19 protein-coding genes are annotated in these 24,628 nt (G+C 60.8%); 10 read left to right on the plus strand and 9 right to left on the minus strand.

From position 1 onward, the window contains the following. Genes MHAR_RS12565 through MHAR_RS08965 form a run of 4 tightly spaced genes read left to right on the plus strand, consistent with a single transcriptional unit; the run spans position 1 to position 4,342 of the window. The gene (locus tag MHAR_RS12565) at positions 1-867 is read left to right on the plus strand and encodes an anaerobic ribonucleoside-triphosphate reductase activating protein (protein ID WP_014587294.1); all 867 of its coding nucleotides are present in this window, start codon (positions 1-3) and stop codon (positions 865-867) included. Next, on the plus strand, positions 864-1,448 hold the full coding sequence (locus tag MHAR_RS08955; protein WP_014587295.1) for an AAA family ATPase: 585 nt from the start codon (positions 864-866) through the stop codon (positions 1,446-1,448). The genes MHAR_RS12565 and MHAR_RS08955 overlap by 4 nt, the downstream gene beginning before the upstream one ends. Before the next feature lie 19 nt (positions 1,449-1,467). Beyond that, entirely contained in the window at positions 1,468-2,688 is a 1,221-nt protein-coding gene (locus MHAR_RS08960) for an AAA family ATPase (protein WP_014587296.1), read from the plus strand. Continuing rightward, entirely contained in the window at positions 2,651-4,342 is a 1,692-nt protein-coding gene (locus MHAR_RS08965; protein ID WP_081472314.1) for a tetratricopeptide repeat protein, read from the plus strand. Before MHAR_RS08960 ends, MHAR_RS08965 begins: the two co-directional genes overlap by 38 nt. Before the next feature lie 65 nt (positions 4,343-4,407). Here the strand turns inward: MHAR_RS08965 and MHAR_RS08970 are convergent, their stop codons facing one another. After that, positions 4,408-5,184, minus strand: coding sequence for an ABC transporter permease (locus tag MHAR_RS08970; protein WP_014587298.1), 777 nt, complete (start codon positions 5,182-5,184; stop codon positions 4,408-4,410). A 45-nt stretch (positions 5,185-5,229) separates the two neighbouring features. Further along, positions 5,230-6,219 carry an ATP-binding cassette domain-containing protein gene (locus MHAR_RS08975; protein WP_048144974.1) on the minus strand — a complete coding sequence of 330 codons (990 nt, stop codon included), beginning with the start codon at positions 6,217-6,219 and terminating at the stop codon, positions 5,230-5,232. 499 nt (positions 6,220-6,718) lie between these two features. On the opposite strand from MHAR_RS08975, the gene MHAR_RS08980 reads away from it, so the two are divergent. After that, positions 6,719-7,750 (plus strand): FmdE family protein, encoded by a 1,032-nt coding sequence (locus tag MHAR_RS08980; RefSeq protein WP_228369539.1) that lies wholly within the window; start codon positions 6,719-6,721, stop codon positions 7,748-7,750. Between the two features lie 95 nt (positions 7,751-7,845). On the opposite strand, the gene mtxX is transcribed toward MHAR_RS08980, so the two are convergent. The 3 genes from mtxX to MHAR_RS13475 form a co-directional block, all read right to left on the minus strand. Next, positions 7,846-8,658 carry a methanogenesis marker protein Mmp4/MtxX gene (gene mtxX / locus MHAR_RS08985; protein ID WP_014587301.1) on the minus strand — a complete coding sequence of 271 codons (813 nt, stop codon included), beginning with the start codon at positions 8,656-8,658 and terminating at the stop codon, positions 7,846-7,848. 4 nt (positions 8,659-8,662) lie between these two features. Then, positions 8,663-9,625 (minus strand): methanogenesis marker 2 protein, encoded by a 963-nt coding sequence (locus tag MHAR_RS08990; protein ID WP_014587302.1) that lies wholly within the window; start codon positions 9,623-9,625, stop codon positions 8,663-8,665. Positions 9,626-9,716: 91 nt separating this feature from the next. Beyond that, positions 9,717-10,691: a HEAT repeat domain-containing protein gene (locus MHAR_RS13475; RefSeq protein WP_187287807.1), complete on the minus strand. Its 975-nt coding sequence runs from the start codon at positions 10,689-10,691 to the stop codon at positions 9,717-9,719. 317 nt (positions 10,692-11,008) lie between these two features. Between MHAR_RS13475 and MHAR_RS09000 the strand changes: the two genes are divergently transcribed. Next, positions 11,009-14,512, plus strand: coding sequence for a PAS domain S-box protein (locus MHAR_RS09000; RefSeq protein ID WP_143763371.1), 3,504 nt, complete (start codon positions 11,009-11,011; stop codon positions 14,510-14,512). Between the two features lie 46 nt (positions 14,513-14,558). On the opposite strand, the gene MHAR_RS09005 is transcribed toward MHAR_RS09000, so the two are convergent. Beyond that, a complete protein-coding gene (locus MHAR_RS09005) occupies positions 14,559-15,725 on the minus strand; it encodes an MFS transporter (protein ID WP_014587305.1) in 1,167 nt (388 codons plus the stop codon). Between the two features lie 96 nt (positions 15,726-15,821). Next, the gene (locus tag MHAR_RS09010) at positions 15,822-16,367 is read right to left on the minus strand and encodes a GbsR/MarR family transcriptional regulator (protein WP_228369540.1); all 546 of its coding nucleotides are present in this window, start codon (positions 16,365-16,367) and stop codon (positions 15,822-15,824) included. Between the two features lie 96 nt (positions 16,368-16,463). Here MHAR_RS09010 and MHAR_RS09015 point away from each other — a divergent pair, with 96 nt between their 5' ends. From MHAR_RS09015 to MHAR_RS09025, 3 genes are all read left to right on the plus strand, one after another. After that, positions 16,464-18,791 carry an efflux RND transporter permease subunit gene (locus MHAR_RS09015; protein WP_014587307.1) on the plus strand — a complete coding sequence of 776 codons (2,328 nt, stop codon included), beginning with the start codon at positions 16,464-16,466 and terminating at the stop codon, positions 18,789-18,791. Next, on the plus strand, positions 18,788-19,840 hold the full coding sequence (locus MHAR_RS09020) for a COG1361 S-layer family protein (RefSeq protein WP_014587308.1): 1,053 nt from the start codon (positions 18,788-18,790) through the stop codon (positions 19,838-19,840). Before MHAR_RS09015 ends, MHAR_RS09020 begins: the two co-directional genes overlap by 4 nt. A gap of 328 nt (positions 19,841-20,168) precedes the next feature. Next, a complete protein-coding gene (locus tag MHAR_RS09025) occupies positions 20,169-22,376 on the plus strand; it encodes a C25 family cysteine peptidase (protein ID WP_187287808.1) in 2,208 nt (735 codons plus the stop codon). A 49-nt stretch (positions 22,377-22,425) separates the two neighbouring features. On the opposite strand, the gene MHAR_RS09030 is transcribed toward MHAR_RS09025, so the two are convergent. Then, positions 22,426-23,265 carry an MBL fold metallo-hydrolase gene (locus MHAR_RS09030; RefSeq protein ID WP_048144976.1) on the minus strand — a complete coding sequence of 280 codons (840 nt, stop codon included), beginning with the start codon at positions 23,263-23,265 and terminating at the stop codon, positions 22,426-22,428. Positions 23,266-23,528: 263 nt separating this feature from the next. Here MHAR_RS09030 and MHAR_RS09035 point away from each other — a divergent pair, with 263 nt between their 5' ends. After that, on the plus strand, positions 23,529-23,738 hold the full coding sequence (locus tag MHAR_RS09035) for a DUF378 domain-containing protein (RefSeq protein ID WP_394296386.1): 210 nt from the start codon (positions 23,529-23,531) through the stop codon (positions 23,736-23,738). Positions 23,739-23,842: 104 nt separating this feature from the next. Here MHAR_RS09035 and MHAR_RS09040 read toward each other — a convergent pair whose 3' ends face one another. After that, positions 23,843-24,595, minus strand: coding sequence for a heparan-alpha-glucosaminide N-acetyltransferase (locus MHAR_RS09040; RefSeq protein ID WP_048144570.1), 753 nt, complete (start codon positions 24,593-24,595; stop codon positions 23,843-23,845). Between the last annotated feature and the right edge of the window lie 33 nt (positions 24,596-24,628).

Genomic DNA, 24,628 nt, shown 5'->3' on the forward strand with positions numbered 1-24,628 from the left:
ATGAAAGTGAACCTCGGGGGGATCGTCCCCCTCTCGACCCTCGACTGGACCGGCGCAGCCGCCGCCGTCATCTTCATGAGGGGCTGCCCCCTCCGCTGCCCCCACTGCCACAACGCGCTCCTGCAGACCGGGGAGAGCTTCGAGGAGCTGGCGGATATAAAAAGCAGGATCGACGAGGCGGGGCCCTTCATCAGCGCTGTGATCCTATCCGGCGGCGAGCCCCTCGTCCAGCTGAAGGCATCGCGGGAGATCGCCATTCACTCAAAAAATATGGGACTGAAAGTGGGCGTAGAGACCAGCGGCCGCTTCCCGGACCGGCTCGCCTCGCTTATCGAGGACGGGCTGGTGGATATGGTCTTCCTGGACGTCAAGGAGGCGCTGCGAGACCCCGAGTATGCGGCGGCCACCGGCCAAAGGGACGTAGCCCCCCGGGTGGCCGAGAGCCTCCGGCTCTGCCTGGAGGCGGGGGTCCCCCTGGAGGTGAGGACGACGGTCTTTCCCAACATGCCCTCTCTGGACCGGCTCCTGGAGATCGGGGGGTTCCTCAGGGACCTTGGGATCAGTTCGTACACCCTCCAGCAGGGGCTCCCGAGCGACTGCGAGAAGCCCTTCGACCCCGTTCCTATAAAATTGCTCACATATATCTCCACGACGATGAAGGAGCGGTTCGGCCTCGACACCACCATAAAGAAGGGGCCCCTATCTTACAGGTCCCGGCCGTACCAGACGGAGCTCTTCCAGATCTGCCAGCTCCGAAAGCTCCACCCCCGGCCCGCCTCCCCCGGCGGCTCAGAAAGGTTGAAATCGAGCGATCCCTTGAGGAAGGACGAGGACGCTGAAGATCGAGACGGAGACGGAAGAGGATGAAGATCGTGGGATTTGTGGGGATGCCCGGCTCCGGGAAGTCGGCGGCCGCAGAGGTGGCGCGGGAGATGAAGATACCCGTCGTCGTCATGGGCGACGTCATCCGGGAGGAGGCGGCGGCCTGCGGCCTTCCCCCCACCGACAGAAACCTCGGGGCCGTAGGAAACGATCTCCGGGAGAGGGAGGGCCCCGACGCCATCGCGGCCAGGTGCCTCGCGAAGATCCGGGCCACCGGCGCCCCCGTCGTCGTCGTCGAGGGGATCAGGAGCAGATCCGAGGTGGACCTCTTTCGGAGAAGCTCGAACGGCTTTTCGCTCATCGAGGTGTACGTACCCGACGAGATCCGCCTCGCCCGGATCGCCTCCCGGGGGAGGTCCGACGACGCAAATGACTGCGACCTCGCGAAGGCGGTGGCGGACCGGGACGCCCGGGAGCTCTCCTGGGGGATGGGGGAGGCGATCCGGGCGGCGGATTTGAGGATCGAGAACTCGGGGAGCGTCGCGGAGTTTCGGGGGAGGGTGAGGGAGGTGTTAGAAGGCCACGAAATTTCGAAACAATCGCGTGGAAAATTTAATAAAGAATAATGCAGCAAAATAGGAGCTTGTGGAGAGCATGAAAGCAAAATCCCTATCAGAGATTTATGACATATTCGACCCTCAAGAGGCGCTGTCTGGGGAGACGCTCAAAGAATATTACGTGAGGAGAGAGAGTCCAATAGATAGGCATGCAAATGCACTCCGATCGAGCGGAAGGCCGCTGAAGTACCTTTTTGTAGGAAGCAGGGGAAACGGCAAGAGCACAGAACTTAACAGGTTATCCGAGATTTTGGAGGATGATCTCCTCATAGTCCCCTTCTCAATAAGGGACAAGCTGAATTTATATGATATAGAATATTCAGATATTTTGCTCATCATCGCTGCAGAGATTTATGAAAGAGTCTCTGAAAATGTCGAATTGAGCAGCAAGTTGAGCGATTACCTCGATTCGTGGTCTGAAAAAGTGATAGAAAATGAGAAGAGTTATGGATTGAGCGCCGAAGCGAAGGCCGGCTTCGCTGCGTTCGTATTTAATATCACAGGGAAGATGAAGACCGAAGCTTCCACAAGAGAAGTTACAAGGAAGGTCATACAGCCACAGCTCAGCGACCTGATATATGCTGTGAATAAGATAATAATTGAGGCTGAAGAGAAACTCGATAAGAACATCCTCGTCATAATCGACGACCTCGATAAGGTGAATCTGGAGAAGGGAGAAGAGCTGTTCTACAAGCATGGTGCTGAGCTGACGTCGCCGATCTGCAGGATTATCTACACGATTCCCCAACCTCTTCTATTCTCCAATAAGATAAGGCAGATCGTCCTTCAGTATTTTGACGGTCGTATAGACCTTGGCAATATAAATATCTATAATAGGAACGGTGAGCTGGATCCTGAAGGATGCGATCTTATGAAGCAGGTCGCTCTAAAGAGGATGGACGAGTCTCTGATATCAAAAGATGCTCTGAACCTGGCCGTCAAGTACTCCGCAGGAGTTATGACGGAGTTTATAAGGATAATAAGATCTGCGGGGAATATCGCAGATACCGATGGCAGGCGCAGCATAGAGTTATCAGATGTAGAGCAGGCCATCGCAGATACCAAGAACGATTATATCAGGATTCTCAATCCTCAGGACATAGAGATTTTAAAAGAAGTGATGAAAACGAAAGGCAAAGTTGGCGGAGAAAAATTCCAGGATCTGCTCTTCAGCCTTGCGATACTCGAATACTCGAACGGTGAGGCCTGGTATGACATCCACCCTGCCATCAAGAGAATTATTAAATGAGCTGAAGCTGGCTAAGGGTAAGAACAGCTTGATCTTTGGCATCACAGAAGATCGAGACGGGTTAAGTCAGCTTCTAAAATCGAATAATTTTGACGTACGTTTGATTGACCTCAGAGACAACGGCAACCTGCTCCAAATGCTGGTTGATTGGAAAGACACACCCGGTAACGCGGTTTATCTGATTTATGGGCTCTCAAGTCAATTTCCCGCAGTGCTAGGATACTTGAATTTACATCGAGACCTTTTGTATCAAATCAAGAGACCCGTTTTAATGGCTGTAAGCGAATACGAGATAAGAGAGATACAGAAACATGCTCCTGACTTATATCGATACAGAAGTAGGACGTATAACCTCAAATCGAAAGGAAAGATTGAGACGAAACCGATTTTCTCAGAGTCAAAGCCTGTTTATTATAAATTACCAATCTTTGAAGAGAAGATCGATGCGGATGCCATAAGAGATAGGATAAAGCTAGATGAATATATGCTAGGAACTATAACAGATGACTATAATAAATCTGAAATATTTATGGACATTGCTGTTTCTTATTATAAGTTGGACGATTTAGATAAGGGTGATGACTACTCAAGAAAATCAATGCATATAAAAGAGCTATTAAATGATGAAAAGGGTATTATATTAAATTATGATAGACTAATTCAGGTTTTTCTGTTTAAAACGCAATACCGAAAGGTTATCCAGCTATCCAGCAAACTATTGAAGTTAAATCCAACTACAGCTTCGACTTATGAAAATCTCGCCGAAGCTTATCGTATGTTGGGACAAATAGATAAATCTTTAGAATGCTTAGACAAGGCGATAGAACTTGATCCACAAGCCGCAAGATCGTGGTTCAATATGGGCTTAGCACTCGACGACCTAGGCCGGAAGGATGAGGCTCTTAAAGCCTTCGAAAAGGCAATCGAAACTGATCCAGAAGATGCTGCAGCATGGGCAAACAATGGATATGCACTCTACTACCTGGGCCGGATTGAAGAGTCGCTTAAGGCCAGCGAAAAGGCAATAGAATTTGATCCTCAAGCTGCTGAAGCATGGACAAACAAGTCCTCGGCTCTAGCCCAAATGGGACGGATAAAAGAGTCACTTGAAGCCAGCGAAAAAGCGGTTAATCTTAATCCAAAATTAGCCATGGCATGGAACAACAAGGGCTCAGTTCTCTATGATCTTGACCGGGCTGAAGAGGCGATCGAGGCTTTAGACAGGGCAATCGAACTCGATCCAAAATTAGCCATGGCATGGTCCAACAAGGGCGTAGCTCTCGGTAGTCTTGGCCGGATGGAAGACGCTCTTGATGCCTACGAAAAAGCGATTGAACATGATCCAAAAGACGCAATCACATATATAGCTCTCGTCCGCCTCTACCGCAAGCTCGGCCGAGAAGCCGATAGCATCGAAGCCTGCAAAGCCGCCCGCGATCTCATCGAGACGGAGAGCGAATACAACCGCGCCTGCTTCGAGGCGGTCTGCGGCAGCCCCGATGCCGCCCTTGCGCTGCTCAGGACCGCCCTGGAGAATAAGGAGGAAACTGCGGATTGGGCGCGCCGGGACCCCGACTTCGAGTTCATCCGGGACGACCCCCGCTTCGCCGCCCTGCTCGACGAGTTCTCGCCCGACGGGGAGATGGGGGCGTAGTGGGGGCCGCGCCGCCCGCCCGGCGCCGCCGGGGCGAAGCTGCGCGATCTCTTTTACTCAGACCCTCATTCTATGATCTTCTTGAAGCTGACCGACGCCACCGCGAATATCAAGACATCGAAGACGAGGATGGCGGCGACGTCGACGGCGAGGTTTGAGAGATCGCCGCTGATCAAAAGGCCCCGGACGGCGTCGACGGCGTAGGTGAGGGGGTTGACCAGGGCGACGTACTGGAGGGCGGGCGGCATCAGCTCGATGGGGTAGAGGGCGTTGCTGGCGAAGAAGAGGGGCATGATCAGGGCCTGGCCGAGGCCCATGAACCGCTCCCGGGTCTTCATCAGGGAGGCGACGAAGATCGAGATCGCCGCAAACCCCCCCGAGACGAGGAAGAGGACGATGAAGGCGGCGACGATGTAGACGGGATTGGGGACGAACTTCACCCCCAGAAGGATCGCCACCGGGAAGATGATGAGGGCCTGGACGACGGCCCGGACGCCGGAGGCGATCGATCTGCCTATGACGGTCGCCGACCTGGAGGCCGGGGCGACGAGGAGGCGCTTGAGGATTCCCGTCTCCCTCTCCCAGACGATGGTGAGGCCGTAGAAGACCGAGACGAAGATCGTCGACTGGAGGAGGACGCCGGGGGTGATGTAGTCGATGTAGGGGATGCCGCCGGTGGGAATCCCCCTCACCTCGCTCATCACCGACCCGAAGACCGCAAGCCAGAGGATCGGCTGGATCGCTCTCGTGTAGATCTCGGTCCGATCGTGCCGCAGCCTCCGCATCTCCAGCTCGATCATGGCGAACATCTCCCGGAGGGAGTCCTCGGCGGTGGAGGTCATCGACGGAACACCTCGGCGGGCGCGAATGCGGCTACGAATCCGGCTCTATCGCCCATCTCCACCCCTCCCGGAGCTGAGGGGGCCGGCGTACCTCAGGAAGACGTCGTCGAGGGTCGGCCTCGCCGTCGATATCCTCTCGAAAGTGACCCCCTCCGACCTCAGAGCCTCGATGACCAGGGGAAGCGCCCTCTCCCCGTCCTCGACGAAGACGTCCAGCCGCGAGCCGCAGAGGGCAGCGTCCCGGACGAGATCCAGATCCCTGATCCTCCCGAGGGCCCGTTCATCGAAGCCGTTGTGGTTCTGGTTCTGGTGGTGGTTTGAGCTGAATCGGAGCTGTAGGATCTCGCCGTGGAGGGAGCGCTTCAGCTCCCCCGGAGTCCCGGACTTCACGATCCTCCCGCGGCTGATGATCGCGATCTCGTCGGAGTAATGGTCCGCCTCGTCCATGTAGTGGGTATTGAAGAAGACTGTCGTCCCGCACTCCCGCTTGAAGGCGGTGAGGCTCTCCCAGACCGCCTTCCTCGCCGAGGGGTCCAGGCCGATCGTCGGCTCGTCGAGGAAGAGGATCCTCGGCTTGACCAGGAGGGCGGCGGCGATCTCGAGCCTTCTCGTCATCCCCCCGGAGTAGGTCTTGACCATCCGTTCTGCCACCTCCTCCAGCCCCATCGCGCAGATGGCGTCCTCGATGCTCTTCTTCCTCCGGTCCTTGGGGACGCCGTAGATCTTGGAGTAGACGAGGAGGTTCTCGCGGCCGGTGATGTCGAGCCAGACGGAGGTCTCCTGGGGGACGTAGCCGATCATCCTCCGAACCTCCGCGCCGCGGCGGACGACGTCGAGGCCGAAGGCCCGCGCCTCGCCGGAGGTCGGCCGAAACTGGGTCGTCAGAATCCTCATCAGGGTCGTCTTCCCCGAGCCGTTGGGGCCGAGGAAGGCGAAGACCTCCGCCTGATCGACCGAAAGGTCGACCCCGTCCAGGGCCTTCGTCCCGCCGTTGTAGGTCTTGGTCAGCCCTGAGGTCTCGATCGCCAGGGTCATCCCCGGCCGCTCCGGGAAGGATAACACGCCGCTTCGTTTAATTCCGTCATTGTATTACGGTTGATCCGATTTCGTATAAGAAATCAGCGACCTGAAGGGGTGAGGTTGCAGATGACGGTCCATTTTGGAGGAGTCTTGCCCCGTCTTTGTATGATTTTAACCGAAATACTTATTACTAATTAAGATGTTCATGCCGATGGGGTGCACTGACTCCGACAGGACGTGACCTCCTCAGACACGGCATCCCTCCATAGGCCAATGCCCTCCATCCAGTTGGGGCGCTGTCTCCGAGGGCAGAGCCTCCTCGTAACCAGCGCCCCTCTTCTGCCATTATTCAGTTGAAAAAGATCGCCGATGGCGTCATCTGATCTAAAACTGATATCTATTTAGTATGAATTTCAACCAAAATTGTTATAAATAATTTCGTACTACTCTTCGCGTCTTGCGTATTACAGATTCGAAGATGAAAATGCAAGACAGACGAGTTGATAATATGAAGATGGATCGAATTATAGCGACGACCCTCCTCCTTCTGGCCCTGGTCCCGGGGATGGCCATGGCCGAAGGGGTGGATATGTACCAGCTCGGCGCAGACGCCGCAGAGTACGCCATGGCGGAGCTGGGGTTTGTGAAGGGGGACTCCAACGTCCTCACCCTCACCAACGCCGGATACCCGGTGATCGACGGCCAGACGACCGATCTCTGCCTCGACGCTGTGATGGAGACGACCGGCTCTAGTCCGGGAAAGGAGAACCTGATCAACATCCTCTCCCCCCCCTGGAAGCCCCTCTGGTTCGGCTTCTATAACAGCAATACGGGGGAGGCGGTCTACATGAAGGTGAACGCCGACGGATCCGGCTTCGAGATCCAGGATAAGGAGAAGATCGACGCCGAGACGGTCCTCGCCAACGTCTCCGCCTGGGAGCCGGGCAACTTCAGCCACATGATGCCCATCGCCAACGTCTGGGCCCACGAGAATACGCCTTACGTCTTCATGAAGGCGGTTGAGCTCCACGACCACATCTGCCCCGGGGTCTCCAGCGGCTTCTTGCTCGCGAAGTACATGGAGGAGACCCTTCCCATCGAGGACCCCGCCAACCAGAGCTACAAGGTCATAGCCTGCCCCAACTGGTGCAAGGACGACTACTTCCAGGTGGCCTGGGACTGCACCCCCGGAAAGAGCGGCCTCTTCGTCAAGTACCTCACCGCCGACGAGACGGCTGCCCTGACGGAGAAGTACGGGACCAGGGTCGCCGGCATCTTCATCCGATGGGATGCGGCCTCCAAATCCGGTGACGGCCTCGTCCTCGGCTTCGACTTCGACAAGGCCGGGAACATGAGCAACATCGAGACCTGGCCGAGCTGGGCCTACCGGCTGAAGGAGGACATCGTCCTGATGGACGCCGCCGACTCCCCCGAGGATTTCGTCTCGACGATCAAGGAGTTCAGCCTCGCAAACAACGACGAGCTCCTCGCCCTCCAGGGCGCCGGGGTCCATCCCCTGAAGGTCCTCGGGGTCATATCCGGCTGATCTGTTGATATAGATGGGGTGGCCGGATCACCCCGACCCTTTTTTCCTGCGAATTACCGAGGAGATCATTGGTCCGTTTTCTGGCTCATGGGACCTCAACGCCCTTTCATCGCCACCAGGGCGCTGGCGAGGGCTATCGGCCCGACGAAGCTTTTCCTCGCCCGGCTGGAGTCGACGAAGACCGGGTCCATGATGACGGGGGCGCCGAAGCCTTTCGCCCCGGAGACTAGCATCAGGGTCCGGAATACGAGGTTTCCGGAGATCCCGTCGGGGGCGACGATCAGGTCGTCGCCGCGGCAGGTCTCGATGAGGATGCCCCGGTGGACCGCCCGGACCCCGGCGTCCCGGGCGAGCCTCGCCACCAATTCCCCCTCGGCGAGGGTCCTGTCGACCCGGTCGCTCCGCCCCAGGTCCTCCAGCCTTCCTCCGGAGAGGATCGAGACCCTGGGCTCGGTCTCGAGGTCCACGGCCCTGATGTACCCGGCGCCGAGGACGGCGAGGCTGAGCCGGTCGGAGATGGAGTCCCCCTCGTCGATCCCCACCGGGGCGAGGAAGAAGGACCAGTCGGGGAGGGCGAGGAGCGAGAGGCGTCTCACCCTCACCTCGAAGGTTCTTCCGATCTTCCTCACGACCTTGGTGGCGGATAAGTTCCCCCTCACCGCCCCGTCGACCTCCCCCTCCTCCAGGAGCCTGACCAGCTCCGAGGCCGGATCGTCGGTCCGGACCAGCTCGGAATGGCCGAGGTCGCAGTCGGGGCCGGGGTCTCCCACCAGGACGATCTCGGCGTAATCTCTCGCCTCCTCGATCCCTGCGATGAGCTCGGGTCCACCGCCGGAGACCCCTATGGCTATCCTCGCGCGACGGCCCCGGGCGGCCCGCTCCAGCCGGTCGACGAACCCCCCGTCCACAAGATCACCTGATCCCCGTGATCGTCTCGGCCTCAAAATTGAAGAGGACGGCCTTCTCCGAACCGGACTCTATGAGGAGGCGCCGCTCCTCCGTCACCCTCCCGATGACGGCAGAGGTGAGCCCCCGGCCCCGGAAGATCCCGGCGACCTCTTCGGCCTTCGCGGCCGGGGCGGTCACGACGAACCCCATGCCGGGGTACATCTTCTGCCAGACGACCATCTCCATCCCCTCGGGCTTGGGGATTTTTTCGAGGTCGACGACCGCCCCCGCCCGGCTCGACTCCAGGAGCATCCCCAGGGTTCCCAGCATCCCCGGGTTGCTGATGTCTTTTCCCGCCGTCACCAGCCCCCGCTCCGCCAGCTCCCGCATCGACCCGAGCTGCCGGAGGAGGATCTCCCCCGACTTGAAGCTGGTGCTGTCCCAGTTGATGGCGAAGCTCGGGTGGACCCTCCCGTCGAGGTCGATCCCCACGACGACGGAGTCGCCTGGTTTCGCCGAAGAGCTGAGGATCACCGCCCCCTTCTTCGCCTTCCCGAGGATCGCCACGTCCAGGGCGCTGTAGGGGGTGTCCGGATGGAGGTGACCCCCCACGATCGGGACCTTGAACTTCTCTATCCCCTTCCTCATCCCGGAGAGGACCGCCTCGGCGAGGTCGGAGGATCCGGCGGAGAGGACGTCCACCATGGCGACGGGCCACCCCCCCATCGCCGCGATGTCATGGACGTTGACGAGGACGGCGCAGTAGCCGGCCCACTCGGCGTCGGCCTCCAGGAGCCTCGACCAGATCCCGTCGGCGGCTAGGAGCATCACCTCCTCGCCGTCGTCGATGACCGCCGCGTCCTCCCCGAAGGAGGCTATGATCAGGTCCGACTCCACAGGAAAGTGGCCGACGAGATCGCCGATGGCCTTCTTCCGGGTTATCCCCACAAACCCGCGAAGCTCGGCCGCGAGAGACTCTATATTCATCAGGCTTCAGGGGACCGCAGAAGAAAAATAGGTGACGGTGGGCCGGGGATGATCAGCCGTGGAGGGGGCAGGGAGGGGCATCCACCCCATCTCAGGGGTCGCCTCCCCCGCCGTTCTTCCCGGCAGCCCACCCCATGCCGAAGACCTCCTCCAGGGAGTCGAGGGCCTTCTCCCTCACCTTCGGCGGACATTTCACGCACGCCTCCTGGAGGGGCTCGATCGCCCGCCTGTCGCCGATCTCCCCCAGGGACCAGGCGGCCCAGGCCCGGATCTCCTCGTCGTCCTCGCCGAAGAGGACCTCCACCAGCCGGTCGAGGGCTTCGGCGAGGCCGATCTCCCCGAGGGAGGTGACGGCGGAGAGCCTCACCCGGGGGTCGGGGTCTTCTAGGAGGGACGCCGCCATCCTGCAGGCATCTGCCCCGCCGATCTTCGCCACGGCCTTCGCCGCCTCCATCCTGACGACGGGGCCGTCGTCTTTCAGGGCCGGGAGGAGGAGAGGAAGAGCGTCGGAGGCCCCCATCTCCCCCAGGGACCAGGCGACCCTCCTCCGGAGCTCGGGGTCGGCGTCCCCGGAGAGGGGGGCGAAGAGCTCCATCGACCCGGCGGACCGGAGCCTTCCGACCCCCACCACCGCCATCCTCCTCGCCTCCAGGTCCCCCTCCCGGAGTAGATCCTCGAAGGCCTCGACGGCGCCGAAGGCCCCGAGGGCGAGGGAGGAGCGGAGCCTCACCTCTCGGGACGGGTCCGTCGCCAGAGACTGGGAAAGGGGGGGGACGGCCCGGGGGTCCCCGATCGCCTCCAGGGCCGAGGCCGCCCACTCCCTCACCGCCGGGTCCTCGTCCTCCAGGAGGGCCCGGGCGAGGGGCTCAAGGCCCCTCTCGTCGCCTATCTTTCCGAGGGCCCAGGCGGCCTTGAACCTCACCTGGGGATCGGGGTCGCCTCCAAGCGCCGCGAGGAGGGGCGCTATGGCCTCCCCCCCCGCCTCCACCAGCCTCCAGGCGGCGCTCTGCCTCTTGAAGTAATCCTCGTCTCCGAGGGATCTCACCAGCTCTGAAAGGGGCTCCATGGCCGCCATTTTCGGCTTTTTCTCCTTTAAGCTTTCCCGAGGAGAGGCGGTGGAGGCTTTAATGGATCGATAGATCGGGGTCGGGGCGGCGGGGAGATCCGATGCTAAATCGTTATATCCATCCTGGTATAACATGGTGAGAGATCTGAGCAAGATCCCGACCCGGCGCCGATGGAGGGGGGAGCCGCCTCCTGGGATCCCTCTCCCTCGGGGCTCCATTGAAGGGGGCCGGACCCCCCGCCTCTCATCGACGGGGTGTGGCCCGAACATTCTGCGGAGTTGGAGACGGCGTGACCCGCTATATCCTGAAAGAAGAGTTGGAGAAGGCTCGAAGGCAGGTGAGAGCCCTCCTCCAAGAGGAGTGCCCCTCGATAGAGGGGCTCAGCCGGGGGCTTGAGGAGCTATCAGCCACCCTCGAGGAGCTCGACGGATCGGCGGAGGAGGCTTGGGGAGAGGGTGAAGAGCTCGCCAAGGCTAACGAGGCTCTCAGAAGGTCCCTGGAGAGGTACCGCTGTCTGGTGGAGAACGTCGACGGGGTGATCTACGTCGTAGAGACCACCGGCAAGATCGCTTACATCAGCCCCTCCGTCGAGAGGATATTCGGGTACCCCGCCGGGGAGGTCCAGGGCCGGAACGTCTCCCAATTTCTCATCCCCGAAGACTCACGTTACCTGGAGGAGAGGCTTAAGAGCGCCCTCGACGGGATCTTTCGGGTCTCGGAGCTGAGGTTCATCGCCAAAGACGGCAGCGTCCATCACGTCAGGACCTACGGCAGGCCCATCCTGGAGGGGCATCTCCGGGGGATCCACGGGATCATGGTGGACGTGACAGAGCAGAAGAAGGCTGAGGAAGCCCTCCGGGAGAGCGAAGAGAGGCTCAAGCTCGCCGTCGAGGGGGCGGATCTCGCCATCTGGAACCGGGATCTTTCGACGGGAGAGGTCGTCGGAAACCGCCGGTACGCCGAGATCGTCGGCACCGCCCCCGCCGAAGAGAGCGACGTTCTGGCCTGGAAGAGGTCGATCCATCCCGAGGACCTCCCCTCCGTCGAGAGAGCCCTCCGGGAGATCGCAGCGGGGAGGACCGACCTATTCGATCTGGAATACAGGACCACCTCCGCCCCTGCCGAGGCCTGGGTCCACGACCGGGGGCTCGTCGTCAAGAGGGACGAATCGGGGAGGCCGATCAAGATGGCGGGGGTGATGCAGGACGTCACCTGGCAGAAGAAGACGGACCGGGCGATCCTGGAGGCCTCAGAGAAGCGAAAAGAGCTGGAGCGGATCGTCAACCGCAGCCCGGCCATCGCCTTCGTCCAGGCGGTTCCCTTCGGCGGCCCCGTCGAGTTCGTATCCGAAAACGTCAGCCAACTGGGGTACGCCCCCGAGGACTTCTATTCCCGAGCCGCTTCCTTTGATAGAAACCTGGTCCATCCCGAAGATCTGGAGCTGGTAGTCTCCGAACTCGGAAGGCAGATCGAGGAAGGATCCAGAAGCTTCTTCCAGGAGTTCAGGGTCCTCACCTCCTCGGGGGAGGTCCGATGGCTTGCGAGCAACGTCTGGATCAGCCGGGATGAAGCCGGTGCCGTGACCCACGTTGAGGGGATTGCCCTGGACATAACCGAGCGGAAGAATATGGAGATGGCCCTGGCGGAGAGCGAGCGGAGGTTCCGGGAGATGGCCGACACCCTCCCCCAGCCGATCTTCGAATGCGATCTCGCAGGCAAAGTCACCTTCGCCAACCAGACCGCCTTCGAGCTCTATGGATACGACCGGCAGGATCTGGAGGTCGGCGTAAACATCTTCCAGGTCTTCGCCTACGAAGACCGGGAAGAGATGATGAAGAACTTCCAGCGAAGTCTTCACGATGATAAGGTCTTCACCTACGAGTACACTGGCCTGCGGAAGGAGGGGACGACCTTCCACCTCATCGTCTACTCCAGGCCGATCATTCGCGACGGGAGGCCCGTCGGCCTCCGCGGGACGATCGTCGACATAACCGAGCGGAAGCGGGTGGAGGAGAACATAAAGCAGCTGGCGGACCTGAGCGAAAAGCTCGTCGAGATCGGAAGCCCCATGATATTCGTCATCGACCGAGATCGGAGGATCTTCCTCTGGAACCGGGCCTCCGAGAAGGCCTTGGGTTACTCCGCCGAAGAGGTTTTGGGGGACGAGGAGGTCTGGACCCTCCTCTTCCCTGACGGCGAGGAGAGGTCGGAGTTCCTCAAGACCCTGGACGAGATAGAGATGGGGTTGACGGCTGAAGGGCGCCGGACGAGGATTTTGGCGAAGTCGGGGGAGGAGAAGGTGATATCCTGGAGCGGCATAAAGCTCGAGGACGGGGAAGGGAACGGGATCGGGATCGTCATCACCGCCCAGGACACCACCGAGTACGCCAAGATGGAGGAGGAGATCCGGTCCGAGCGGGAGTTCTCCCGGGGGATCATCGAGGGCGCCGACCTCTTCATCGTCGGTCTGGATCCCCGGGGGAGGATCACCCTCTTCAACCGGGGGGCTGAGAAGGTGACGGGGGTCTCGGCGAAGGAGGCGTTCGGAGAGAACTTCTTCATGAGGTTCGTCGCCGGAGCCGATCGGCGGGGGTTTGAGATGGCGGTCTCCTCGATCTTCGAGGGGAAGCCCGCCGAGCAGACGGAGGCGGCCGTCGTCACCAGGACGGGGGAGCCGATGGCGATCCAGTGGGGGTGGAGCGCCGTCAGGAGCAGGACGGGGGAGATCGAGCGGGTGATCGCCTTCGGCCACGACATCTCCTACGACCGGTGGCTGGAAGAGCAGATGCTCCTATTCATGGACGCCATCGAGTCCTCCAACGACGGGATCGCCATCTTCGGCAAGAGCAACCACCTCCTCTTTGCAAACCCGGCCCTCCTTGATATGTTCGGGTTTCGGCTGGAGGAGGCCCGGGGCCGGCTCCACCAGGACTTCATCCTGGACTTCGGGGAGGATGTTTCCTCCAGCGGCGAGGGGAACGGCGGCCGGCGGCGGGTGACCTGCGTCAGGAAGGACGGCTCCACCTTCCCCGCCTCCATCAGCTTCGCCCCCGTCGCCAGCAGCGACGGAAAGCCGATGGCGACGATTGTGGTGGCCAGGGACATATCGGAGATGATCGAGTACCAGCAGAGGCTCGAGACCCTCAACCGGGAGCTGGAGAGCTTCGCCTACACCATCTCTCACGACCTCCGGGCCCCCCTCCGGGGGATCCGGGGGTTCGCCCTGGCCCTCCAGGAGGATTACGGGGACGACCTCGAGGAGGCGGGGAGAAAGTACCTCGAGCGGATCGGGGCGATCGCCGAGAATATGGACCGGCTCATCCTGGACCTCCTCGACTACTCCCGGATAGGGAGGATAAAGTCGCCGCCGGAGATGGTGGACCTCAAGAGGCTCGTCGCCGAGGCCTACGAGGACGTCAAATCGGCGGGGAAGGGGAAGCCGGCGACCCTCTCCCTCGTGGGGGAGTTCCCCACGATCAGCTGCGAGAGGAGCCGGGCGAAGCAGGTCTTCTCCAACCTCCTGGAGAACAGCCTCAAATACTCCAAGGATGCCATCGAGATCGAGGTGGGCTCCCTCGATCGGGGCGATGAGTACGAGTTCTGGGTGAAGGACGACGGCCTCGGCTTCGATATGAAGTACGCCGAGAAGATCTTCGACCCCTTCACCAGGCTCGAACGGTCTGGAGAGGGTTCGGGGATAGGCCTTGCCACCGTCAAGAAGATCGTCGAGACCTGCGGCGGCCGGATCTGGGCGGAGTCGGCCCCCGGCAGGGGAGCCGCCTTCAGGTTCACCATCCCCAAGCCGGCGGACCCCGCCTGAGGGTCCGACCTGCCGGGACAAGACCCCCGGATCTCACATCATTTTTTCAGGCCTCCACCGCCGCCAGAGATCTCCAGGTCAGAAGGTAGACGGCGACGAAGGCCGCGAGCCCTGCGGCCCCTCCCAGGATGAAGACGAACCTTATGGAAGACAGGTCCATCACCAGCCCCCCCAGGAGGGGAGCCGTGATCATCCCGAAGCTCATGGCGGTGTTGTACGCCCCCATGGAGGTCCCCATCCCCATCCTCCTTCCCAGCTTCACCGTGACCGCCATCAGGGCTGGCAAGATAAGAGCGCTCCCGAGGCCGTTGGCAGCGGCCACCATGAAGAGCTCCCAGAAGGTGTTGGTGGCGGGGATCAGGACCAGGCTTCCAGCGGAGACGACCGCCCCCGCGGCGATCATCCGGAGGGCGTGTCCCCTGTCCGCCATCCTCCCCATCGGCACCTGAAAGATCGCCATCAAGAAGATGGAGAAGGTGAGGATCACCCCCACCTCCCCGGGGGAGATGGATATCGTGGGGGCGTAGAGGGGCATGAAGACGAGGAGGAGGCCCCGAGAGATGGAGTTATGGGTGGTGAAGGCTATGACCGCCGGGGCCCCGGGATGGCGGAAGGCCCGAGGGATGGAGAGCCGCTCCCTCCTCCTGGAGGAGGGGCCTTTAGCCTCGGGGAGGAAGAGGACGATCACCAGGAACGCCAGGGTCGATAGGGCGGCCATGGCGTAGAAAGCCGAAGAAAAGCCGAAGGCGTCGTTCAGGACCCCCCCCAGGAGGGGGCCGGAGCCGAGCCCCAGAAAGAGGGATACCTGAAACTTTCCCATCAGCGCCCCCTCCTCCCCCCTCCCGGAGAGGTCTCCGACGTAGGCCATGGCGATGGGTACGACCATCGCCGAGGCGATTCCGTGGAGGAAACGGACGGCGGTGAGGGAATATACGCTCCCAGCGGCGACGTAGCCGAGGGAAAGGAGGGCGTAGGCGAGGAGCCCGAATACGATGAACTTCTTCCGCCCCGCCTCGTCGGATACCCTCCCAACGATCGGCATGAAGATCGCCCGGGCGACGGCGAACCCCGAGAAGATCAGGCCAATCCAGACCCCCGAGGCGCCCAGCTCTTCGGCGTATATGGGGAGGAGGGGTACGACTATCCCAAGACCCAGCATGGCGGCGAAGACCGATATGAAGAGGACGTCGAAGACCCGGTCATCTCTGTTCATGGGGAGCGGCACCAGCCCTCGATGATCCCCTGATCCGGCGCCATCTCAACTCCACCTTCGCCCCTGGAAGTCGTATCCTGTTCACCTCGACACCTATCACTTGCCGCCCTTCTTCCTCCCTTCCACCTCGAGCTTGAGGATATCGATCAGCTCGGTGATGGTGAACCGGTCCAGGAGATCGGCCAGGGTGAGGGCCTTGGAGCACTCCTCCCTCACCAACGCGAGCCGACTTCTGAGCCAGCGAGCATCATCCCCCTCTTCGCCCCCCTCCAGAATCTCCTGGGCCTTGGCAGCCCCGGCGGCGATGATCTGCATGATCTGTCTGAAGTTCTCGTTGTGAACCTTCGTACCCTCGTCGATGCTAATTATGGTGGAGTAATAGTACCTCTTGTCTCCTGGAAGTCGTACCCGCCGGACTATACCCATCCTCTCGAGATGGGCCATGTTGGTGCTGACCGTCGACTTGCTGTACCCCGTCTGCTCCACCAGATAGTCCATCGATCGGGGTTGGTCTGCCAGCATAAGAACTCCTCGGAGGGCTCCAGCGGCGTCGCTGTACCCCAGCTTGGTGGCCACCTGGATGCTGGCGTCCACCATGCACCGTTTCGCCGCCTCTACGGGGGTGGCATCTTCCCGGATCATCGGTGAAGAGTCGGCCACAACCTTTAAGTACATTTCGTTTCATCCGAAAGACTCGAATTTTCGAAATAATGCAAAATATAGAAATAGCGGTGGGAGGTGAAGATCACGAATAGGGCTGAGAGGCTGGGGAGATGGATCGAGGCCAATCCGATCGTCATCCTGACGGCAGCGTTGCTTTTCACCTTGGCCTCGATCCACTACGCCCAGACCATCACCATGGAGACGGAGACGGAGACCTTCGTAGACCCGGACTCCAGGCTCTACGTCGAGTTCGCCCACCTCTACAACGATAGGTTCGGGACCCAGTCGATCGTCGTCCTGGTGGAGGGAGACTCCGTCACCTCCCCAGCCTCCCTGAAGGCGATGGAACGGTTGACCCGCCAGATGGAGACGGTGGAAGACGTCCTGGGGACGGTCAGCATCGCCGAGCTGGTGATGGAGGTCGAGGCCTCGGAGACGGGGGTCCGGAGGGTCCCCGAATCCCAGGGGAGGATCGACGAGATCCTGGCGGGTCTGGAGGGGACGAACCCCGAGGTCATCTCCGCGATCCTCCCCGGCCGGAGCCATACCATCATCTCCATCGACCTTCCATCCTTCATCCCTCAGGAGAGGATCGACGCCGTCCTGCCGGTGGCCAGGGCCGCCGTCAAGATGGCGGAGTTTCCCGCCGGGGCCGATACGATAGTCACCGGCGAGGTCGCCCTCGGGGACGAGATCGAGCGGGAGATGAACACCTCCATGGGAACCCTCCTCCTCATCTCCGGCCTACTGATGGTGGTCGCCCTCCTCCTCGTCTTCCGCCACGTGAACCTGCCCCTCCTGCCTCTACCGATCGTCTTTTTGGGGATAATATGGACCTTCGGGACGATGGGATTCCTCCAGGTTCCTCTGACGATGGTCTCGATGGCCGCCTTCCCGATCCTGATCGGCCTCGGCATCGATTACGCCATCCAGTTCCAGAACAGGATCGAGGAGGAGTTCAAAAAGGGAGGATCCATCTCTACGGCGGCGATCGATACCGTCACCCACACCGCCCCCGCCGTCCTGATCGCCCTCATCATCACCGGGGCGGGGTTCTTCTCCCTCTTCTCCTCATCCGTCCCCATGGTGAGGGACTTCGGCCTCCTCTGCCTCATCGGGATCATCATGTGCTACCTCTCTTCCGTCTTCGTCGGAGTAACAATAATCCAGCAGATGGAGAGGGGGAGAAACGATCGAGACCACCGCACCGGAGCATCCAGGAAGGAGAAGGCCTCTCCGATTGGGCCGCTGGTCGTCAAGGCGGTGGAGCTGGTCATATCGAGGTGGAGGGCGATCCTCACCGCCGCCACCGTCTTCGCCGTCGTCGGCCTCTACGCCGACACCCAGGTCCCCATAGAGACGGACATGAACGAGTTCATACCCCAGGACCTGCCGCCCCTCAGCCAGTTCCGCCACCTCCACGACATATTCGGCGGCGAGGACCAGCTGAACATCATCGTCCAGGGGGACGTCGTCGACCCGGAGAGCCTGAGATGGATGGACGAGTTCGGCGATTACGTCGTGGAGTCGAGGGAGAAGGTGTATGGGGCGAGGAGCCTCGCCACCGTCATCAAGGGCTACAACGGAGGCGTCATACCCCAGGAGCGGTCTGAGGTGGTGGCCGTCCTCGACCAGATCCCCGAGGCTGTGAAGTTCCAGTACGTCGACGGCCACGACACCGCCCAGATCATTCTGGAGATAGGCGACGCCTTCAATAACCTCGGGCAGGTGGGGATCGAGCGGCTCGGGGAGGAGGTGGACAGGGACCTGATCTGGTTTGGGCCGCCTTCCGGGGTCTCCGTCACCCAGACGGGAGAGATGGCGGTGATGAACACCGTCATCGGTGCCCTCACCACCGGCAGGATCAGGATGACCCTCCTGGGGCTCGTCCTGATATTCATCATCCTGATGCTGATTTACCGGGACCTAGTCAAGGCGGTCCTCCCGGTCCTTCCGATGTTCATCGTCATCGGCTGGATGGGGGGGGTGATGTACATCTCCGGCATGAAGTACAACCCCATGACCGCCACCCTGGGGGCCCTTATCTTGGGGGTGGGGTCGGAGTACGCCATCCTGACGATGGAGCGGTTCTACGAGGAGAAGGAGAAGACCGAGAACGTCATGGAGGCCCTCTTCAAGGCGACGGGGTCGATAGGAGCCGCCATCATAGCCTCGGGGCTGACCACCGTCTTCGGCTTCTCCGCCCTGATCGCCTCCCCCTTCCCCATGACCAGCAGCTTCGGAACGATCACCGTCCTATCGGTGATATTCGCCCTCTTCGCCACCTTCACGGTCTTCCCGGTCCTCCTGATCAGGCTCGAGTACTGGAGGAGGACGCAGCGGGAGATGATGGCGAAAGCCTCAAGTTTCCTCATCATGCCCTTCAGGAGGTTGAAGGATTGAAAAAGATAGCCCATTTGAACGGCGCATTCGTCTTCATCGCCCTGGCCCTCGCCTCGATAGGCGCGGCCTGGGCCTCTGAGAACTACATCCCTTCGGTATCTCTCGACAACTACTGGACGACCAGCGGATCTCCCCAGCTCGACGCGAGCCTGGCGGGGACGAACGAGTTTGGCCGGGGCGAGACCGTAACCCTCTTCGTCGACATCACCAACCGCGGTAGGATCATGGGGTTCAAGGCTGACAAGAAGGCCGAGACCAAGATGGAGCGGGCTCTGGCGGACCGGGAGCTCGACTATGAGCGGGAGAGGACGACGGCCTTGGGGATCACCGGGACCCTCAGGTCCGAGACCAACCAAGTCGAGGTCAAATCCGGCGACCAGGTGGTAGAGGCCCTCCGGTCCGGCGAGAAGTCGAGGGAGCCGTTGAGGTTCACCATCAAGATATCGAACCGGGCTCCCGCGGGGGAGTATCCCCTCCGCCTCGAGCTCGTCTACGACTATCAGTTCAACGCTGAGGTGGACGCCACCGACCTCGACCCCGACGTCGGCCTCCGAGGGTTCCAGACTTCTTACTGGTACCAGAGGGCCAACGAGACTGTCACCATACCCGTGATCGTCAAAGAGGAGGCTTACTTCCAGATCACCGAGGCCGAAGCCGACCTCCGCGCCGGCGAGAAGGGCGGTTTGATCGAGGTGACCTACAGGAACACCGGCGAGAAGGTGGCCGAGGACGCCATCGCCAGGCTATCCGTCTTCAAGCCCTTCTCCTCCACCGACGATCAGGCCTACATAGGAACCCTAGGCCCCGGCGAGGAGAGGGCCGTCAGGTTCAAGATCGACGTCGACTCCGACGCCACCCCCAAACCCTACAGCATCAACAGCGAGATCAAATACACAGACCACCGGGGAGGGACCGTCATATCCGAGAGCATGAAGATCCCCGTCGAGGTGAGGCCCGCCCGGAGGTCTTACACCCTTCCGGCGGTCGCCGTACTGATCCTCCTGGCCGGCGGGGGAGCAACCCTCTATCGGAGGAGGAAGGGGGGATGAGGGGGCCTTCCCTCCACCGGGGCGTGGGAAATTGTTAAATAGTTTTTCAAGAGAATAAGGATTTATAAGCGATGAAGGGGGGACCGTGCCACCGTCTGATCGCTCGAGGGGATCGGCTCTGATGAGGAACGATGGGGGATGATAGCCCCGGATCGTCCGGAGCCGGCGAAGGTCGATGGGGGAGGCCCCATCCGCGCGGTCCTCAAGGTGAGGGAGAAGCATGAAAAAGGTTCTTTCGTTGGGTTTGATCTGCCTTTTGAGCTTATCTTTGAGCTCGGCGATCTTTTCATCTGCCGTGGCCCAGGCCGATCCTGGGAGCACGGGCAGGATGACGATTCAGTACCTTCTCGAAGATCCCGCGATCCAGAGGGGCGCCGACACCCTGACGACCGCCGAAGGGTCCGTCGAGGTCTACGACTCGGTGACGATCCCCGGGCTTCACCACCGGATCGTCCCCGGGGAGCCGATCCTCCCCTTCAGGACCGCCAGGATACTGATACCCTACGGCCAGGAGGTCTCGGAGGTGAAGGTGTTCCCCGGAAACGAGAGGTATCTGGGCAGAGTCTCGATAAGGCCCGGCCAGACCTCTGTCCCCATTGGATTCACCAGGAACTGTACCAGCTGCCATCCCGAGGTCAACTGGACAGAGACCCCGGACCTCGCCCTCAGGGACGAGGAGATCTACGAGTCCGAGAGCCCATATCCCGGGGAGCCCTCCTCAATCCTGGGGGTTCAGAAGAAGAACGGCTACCAGATCCTCTACGTAAACCTCTACCCGATCAGGTACATCCCCAAGACGGGCGAAGCTTACAGCTATGGGGCCTTCGACGTCGAGGTGACGACCGCCCCCGCCGAGACCCTGGACCTGGGGATGTATAGAGGCCTCTCGGAGGATCGGGATCAGGTCAGAAAGATCGTCGACAACCCCGAGAAGACGGGGACCTACGCCCCAGACCTGGCGATGACGGGAAAGTCCCTTCTTCTGGAAGGAGATTACGATTACGTCATCATCACCAACCAGTACCTCAAAGACGCCCCGGGACCCTACAACTTCCAGGCCCTGGCCGACCATAAGAAAAAGAAGGGTCTGAACGCGGCGATCGTCACCGTGGAGGAGATCTACGCCGCCTACAAGTACACCTACCACAGGGACGATCAGGAGATGATCAGAAACTTCATCAAGGACGCTTATAAGCACAACGGTATAAAATACCTCCTCCTCGGCGGTGACGGTGATGGGGCGAGGGTCGGCGGGGAGACCTGGGACGCCATCGTTCCAGCAAGGCTCCTTTATGCCTGGGCTTACGAGCCCGATCCCGACTGCTGCGCCGTCCCAAAAGAGAAGGTGGGGATAGCATCCGACGTCTACTACGCCTGTCTTGAGGGAACCTTCGACGGGAACAACAACGGGATATACGGCGAGCCGACCGACGGCGTCAACTTCCAGGCGGACGTCTACGTCGGCCGGGCGCCGGTGGACAACTACGCTGAGCTCTCCAACTTCGTCCGGAAGACGATCGCCTACGAGTCGACTCGGGCCGACGATCCTTACCTGACCGCCATCTGGCTCGTCGGCGAGTACCTGGAGCCGATGGCCTACCTGACTACTAACCTGAGCGAGATCGAGGATCATGCCCCTGAGGAGCAGGGCTGCGGTGACGGTGGCTGTGGCGGCGGTGGCTGCGGCGGAGAGGGCGGCTGTCTCGATCGGTGGGGTGGCGACTACAAAGACCAGATTAAGGAGATCATACCCGAGGAGTTCAACATCTGGACCCTCTACGATCGGGACTATCGCGGCGGCGACTGCGAACCCGACCAGCATAACTGGCCTCGATCCCTCCTGATGGAGAAGATCGATGCCAATATGATCCACGCCATAAACCACGTCGGAACGGCGAACTTCTGCGACATCGTCGCCTACGTCATGAAGATGGGGTACAACCACGCCGACGCCCTCAATAACAGCAAGTACTTCTTCGGATACTCCCAGGCGGGGTATGCGGCCTCCTTCGACAACAGGGACCCCGAGGCGGTTTACCTCCCCCACGACTCCGTCCTCGAGCACTTCGTCACAGCTCCGGGAGGGGCCTTCGCCTTCATAGGGAACAGCAGGTACGGCCTCATCGACCTCAACAGCATCAACGACAGCCCATCCCAGAAGTTCGACAAGGCGTTCTGGGAGGAGATCTTCAACTCATCGTATACAAATGGGAACAGGAGCATCGGCCTTGTCCACCAGATCTCCAGGGAGAGCTTAATCGGGGGGGTTTTGGGTGCCGACGAGATGAGGTACTGCTACTTCAGCATCAACCTCCTCGGCGATCCCGAGACCCCCTTCCTCTTCCCAGGGGCCGTTCCGGCTGCGGTCGCCGAACCTCCGGCGCCGGCAGCCGATCCCGGCGCAGCGGTTAAGAGGAGCGACTCGAGCCCCGAGATCCCCACCATCCTCAGCGGGGAGATGAGATTCGAGTTCGGAGAGCCTATGGAGTTCAAATTCGGCGAGGGGATGGGCATGCCGGGGATCAAGCCCCTCTGACCTCTTTTTTCGTCCCTGGGCTGGAGGTCTCCTCCGGCCCCCATCCACCTCAATCAAGCCTCAGGTCCAGGCCCACCCCCACCTCTCTCAGGTCGGCGACCCCAGCCAGGGCCAGCCTAGAGGGGAGGTCGGTGCAGTGGCAAGGGTGGATCCGCCGGGGTCGCACCCTCTCGAGGTACCTCTTCGTCTCCTCCAACCGCCTCTCCGACGGTTTCATGAGATGGAGGCCGCCGATGAGGTCAACGACCCTCCTCTCCCCGGTGATCCTCATCGCCTGCTCTAGGATGTTGCAGATGCCAGAGTGGGAGCAGCCGGTGACGATGACGATCCCCTCGTCCGAACGATAAGCCAGGGCGGAGTCGTCCATCAAAAAGTCGTCCTCCTCGCCCCCTCCGATGGTGACCTTTCCCAGGGGGGATTCGGCCTCGAAGTCGTTCTCCCGGAGGATCTCCCCCAGGAAGACGAGCCGGTCTGTTAGCCAGACCGGCTCCTCGCTCAGGGTGAGATCGAAGTGTCGGCAGAGCTCTCCGGGACGGAGGAGAGGCCCCATCTCCCCCAGGGTTCCGATCCTCCTCGATAGGAAAACTGCGGGATGGGCCACCAGGGCAGGGGTCTTATGGTGGACCCCCTCGACCTTCGCCTCGGTGATGAGCCTGACCAGGGGGCCCAGCCCCCAGGTGTGGTCTAGGTGGCCGTGGGAGAGGACGACGTAATCGAGGTCCAAGAGGTCGATCCCCATCTTTCGGGCGTTATCGATGAAGAGGTCGGAGTACCCCAGATCGAAGAGGATCTTCTTTCCTCCCTCCTCGAGGTAGTAGGAGACCCCCGGCTCCCCCCGGAAGTAGCGGTCTATCAACGTGTTGTTGTCCACCAGAACCTTCAGCCTCATATAATAACCACCTACCTTCTGCTTCCTGATCCCCCGGACCTTCATCCTCTTAGCCTTGCGGATTTGTTCGGCCTAGGCCTTCTCTCATCTATTCACAGCCCCTCCATATTTCGCATCGATCTTATCGATATTTCCCTCCGACGGTCCCCATCTTCAGGGACATATTCCAATCATCAGGGGCCGCGAGATCTTCCGTTCCGGGGAGGAAGATACAAAAATCCAAAAGGTTTATTAGATGAGAGGAGAAAATGGTAGGTCAGGAGGTGACGAGATTGGCTAAGTTAGCTCCATTGGATCTTCTGGCCATAGTGCTGGTGGTAGTCGGCGGCCTGAACTGGGGGCTTTACGCCTTCGGTTTTAACCTGGTGAGCATCCTGCTTGGATGGATGCCCATCCTCGAGAAGGTCGTCTACGTCTTGGTGGCCCTGGCGGCGATATACCTCGCGGTCCTGACCCCCAAGCTCTCCAAGTAGGGAAGAAGAATAAAAAGTCTGGGGTGGTGACCGCGCCCCACCCCCGGCGTTTCTCCCCCCCTTTTTTGATCGCCATCTTCGTCCCCTCTGGCTATATCTAGCCTTCAGAGGAGGTTTGGGGCCAGGGCCTCCCCCGCCTCGATAACCCCCAGCAGCTCCATGGAGACGATCAGGATCGGCTGGTGGAGGAGGTAGATCGGAAGGGAGCATCTCCCCAGGGCGCAGATCCCCCTGGCTGGCGATGGCGGGGGGGTCTTTGGGAGGGGGCATCTCCTCTCCCCCCCGGGGTAGAGGAGGCCTCCGAGGAAGATCCCCACCAGGACGACGCCGGACCAGGGGAGGATGGGAAAGTAGTCGACGGAATAAAAGCCGGAAGGTACGAGGCCGAGGGGCAAGAGCCAGGGGGAGGCGACGGCCTGCCCCCGGAGGATGAGGCCTGCGGCGATGGCCCCCACCCCCAGGGGGAGGGCGAGACGGGGCCTGTCAGCGAGGGGGATGGAGAGGATTATGGTGATTCCGATGAGGTGGAGGACGCCGAAGACGACGAACCCCTCCCCCAGGAGGAGGAGGGTGGAGAGGGTCACGCCCATCCCCCAGGAGAAGATCCCGATCCCCCGCCGGAGGAGCCTCAAACCGCCCCCGTCCCTGGCGGTGCTGATCGCGAGGGAGACGCCGACGAGGAGGAGGAAGATCGAGGCCGTCGCCTCTGCGATCAGGGAGATCCCCCCGGATCGGAGGTCGACGACCCGGGCCCCTGAGAAGAAGGCGAGGTCGTAGAGGGCGTGAAAGCCCACCATCATCAGGACGGCGACTCCCCGGAGGAGGTCGATCTCCCAGTACCGGATCAGGCCTGCCATAAAACTCACACCCTGATCATCGGCGAACTTTTA

This window comes from Methanothrix harundinacea 6Ac (assembly GCF_000235565.1).
Classification (GTDB): domain Archaea; phylum Halobacteriota; class Methanosarcinia; order Methanotrichales; family Methanotrichaceae; genus Methanocrinis; species Methanocrinis harundinaceus.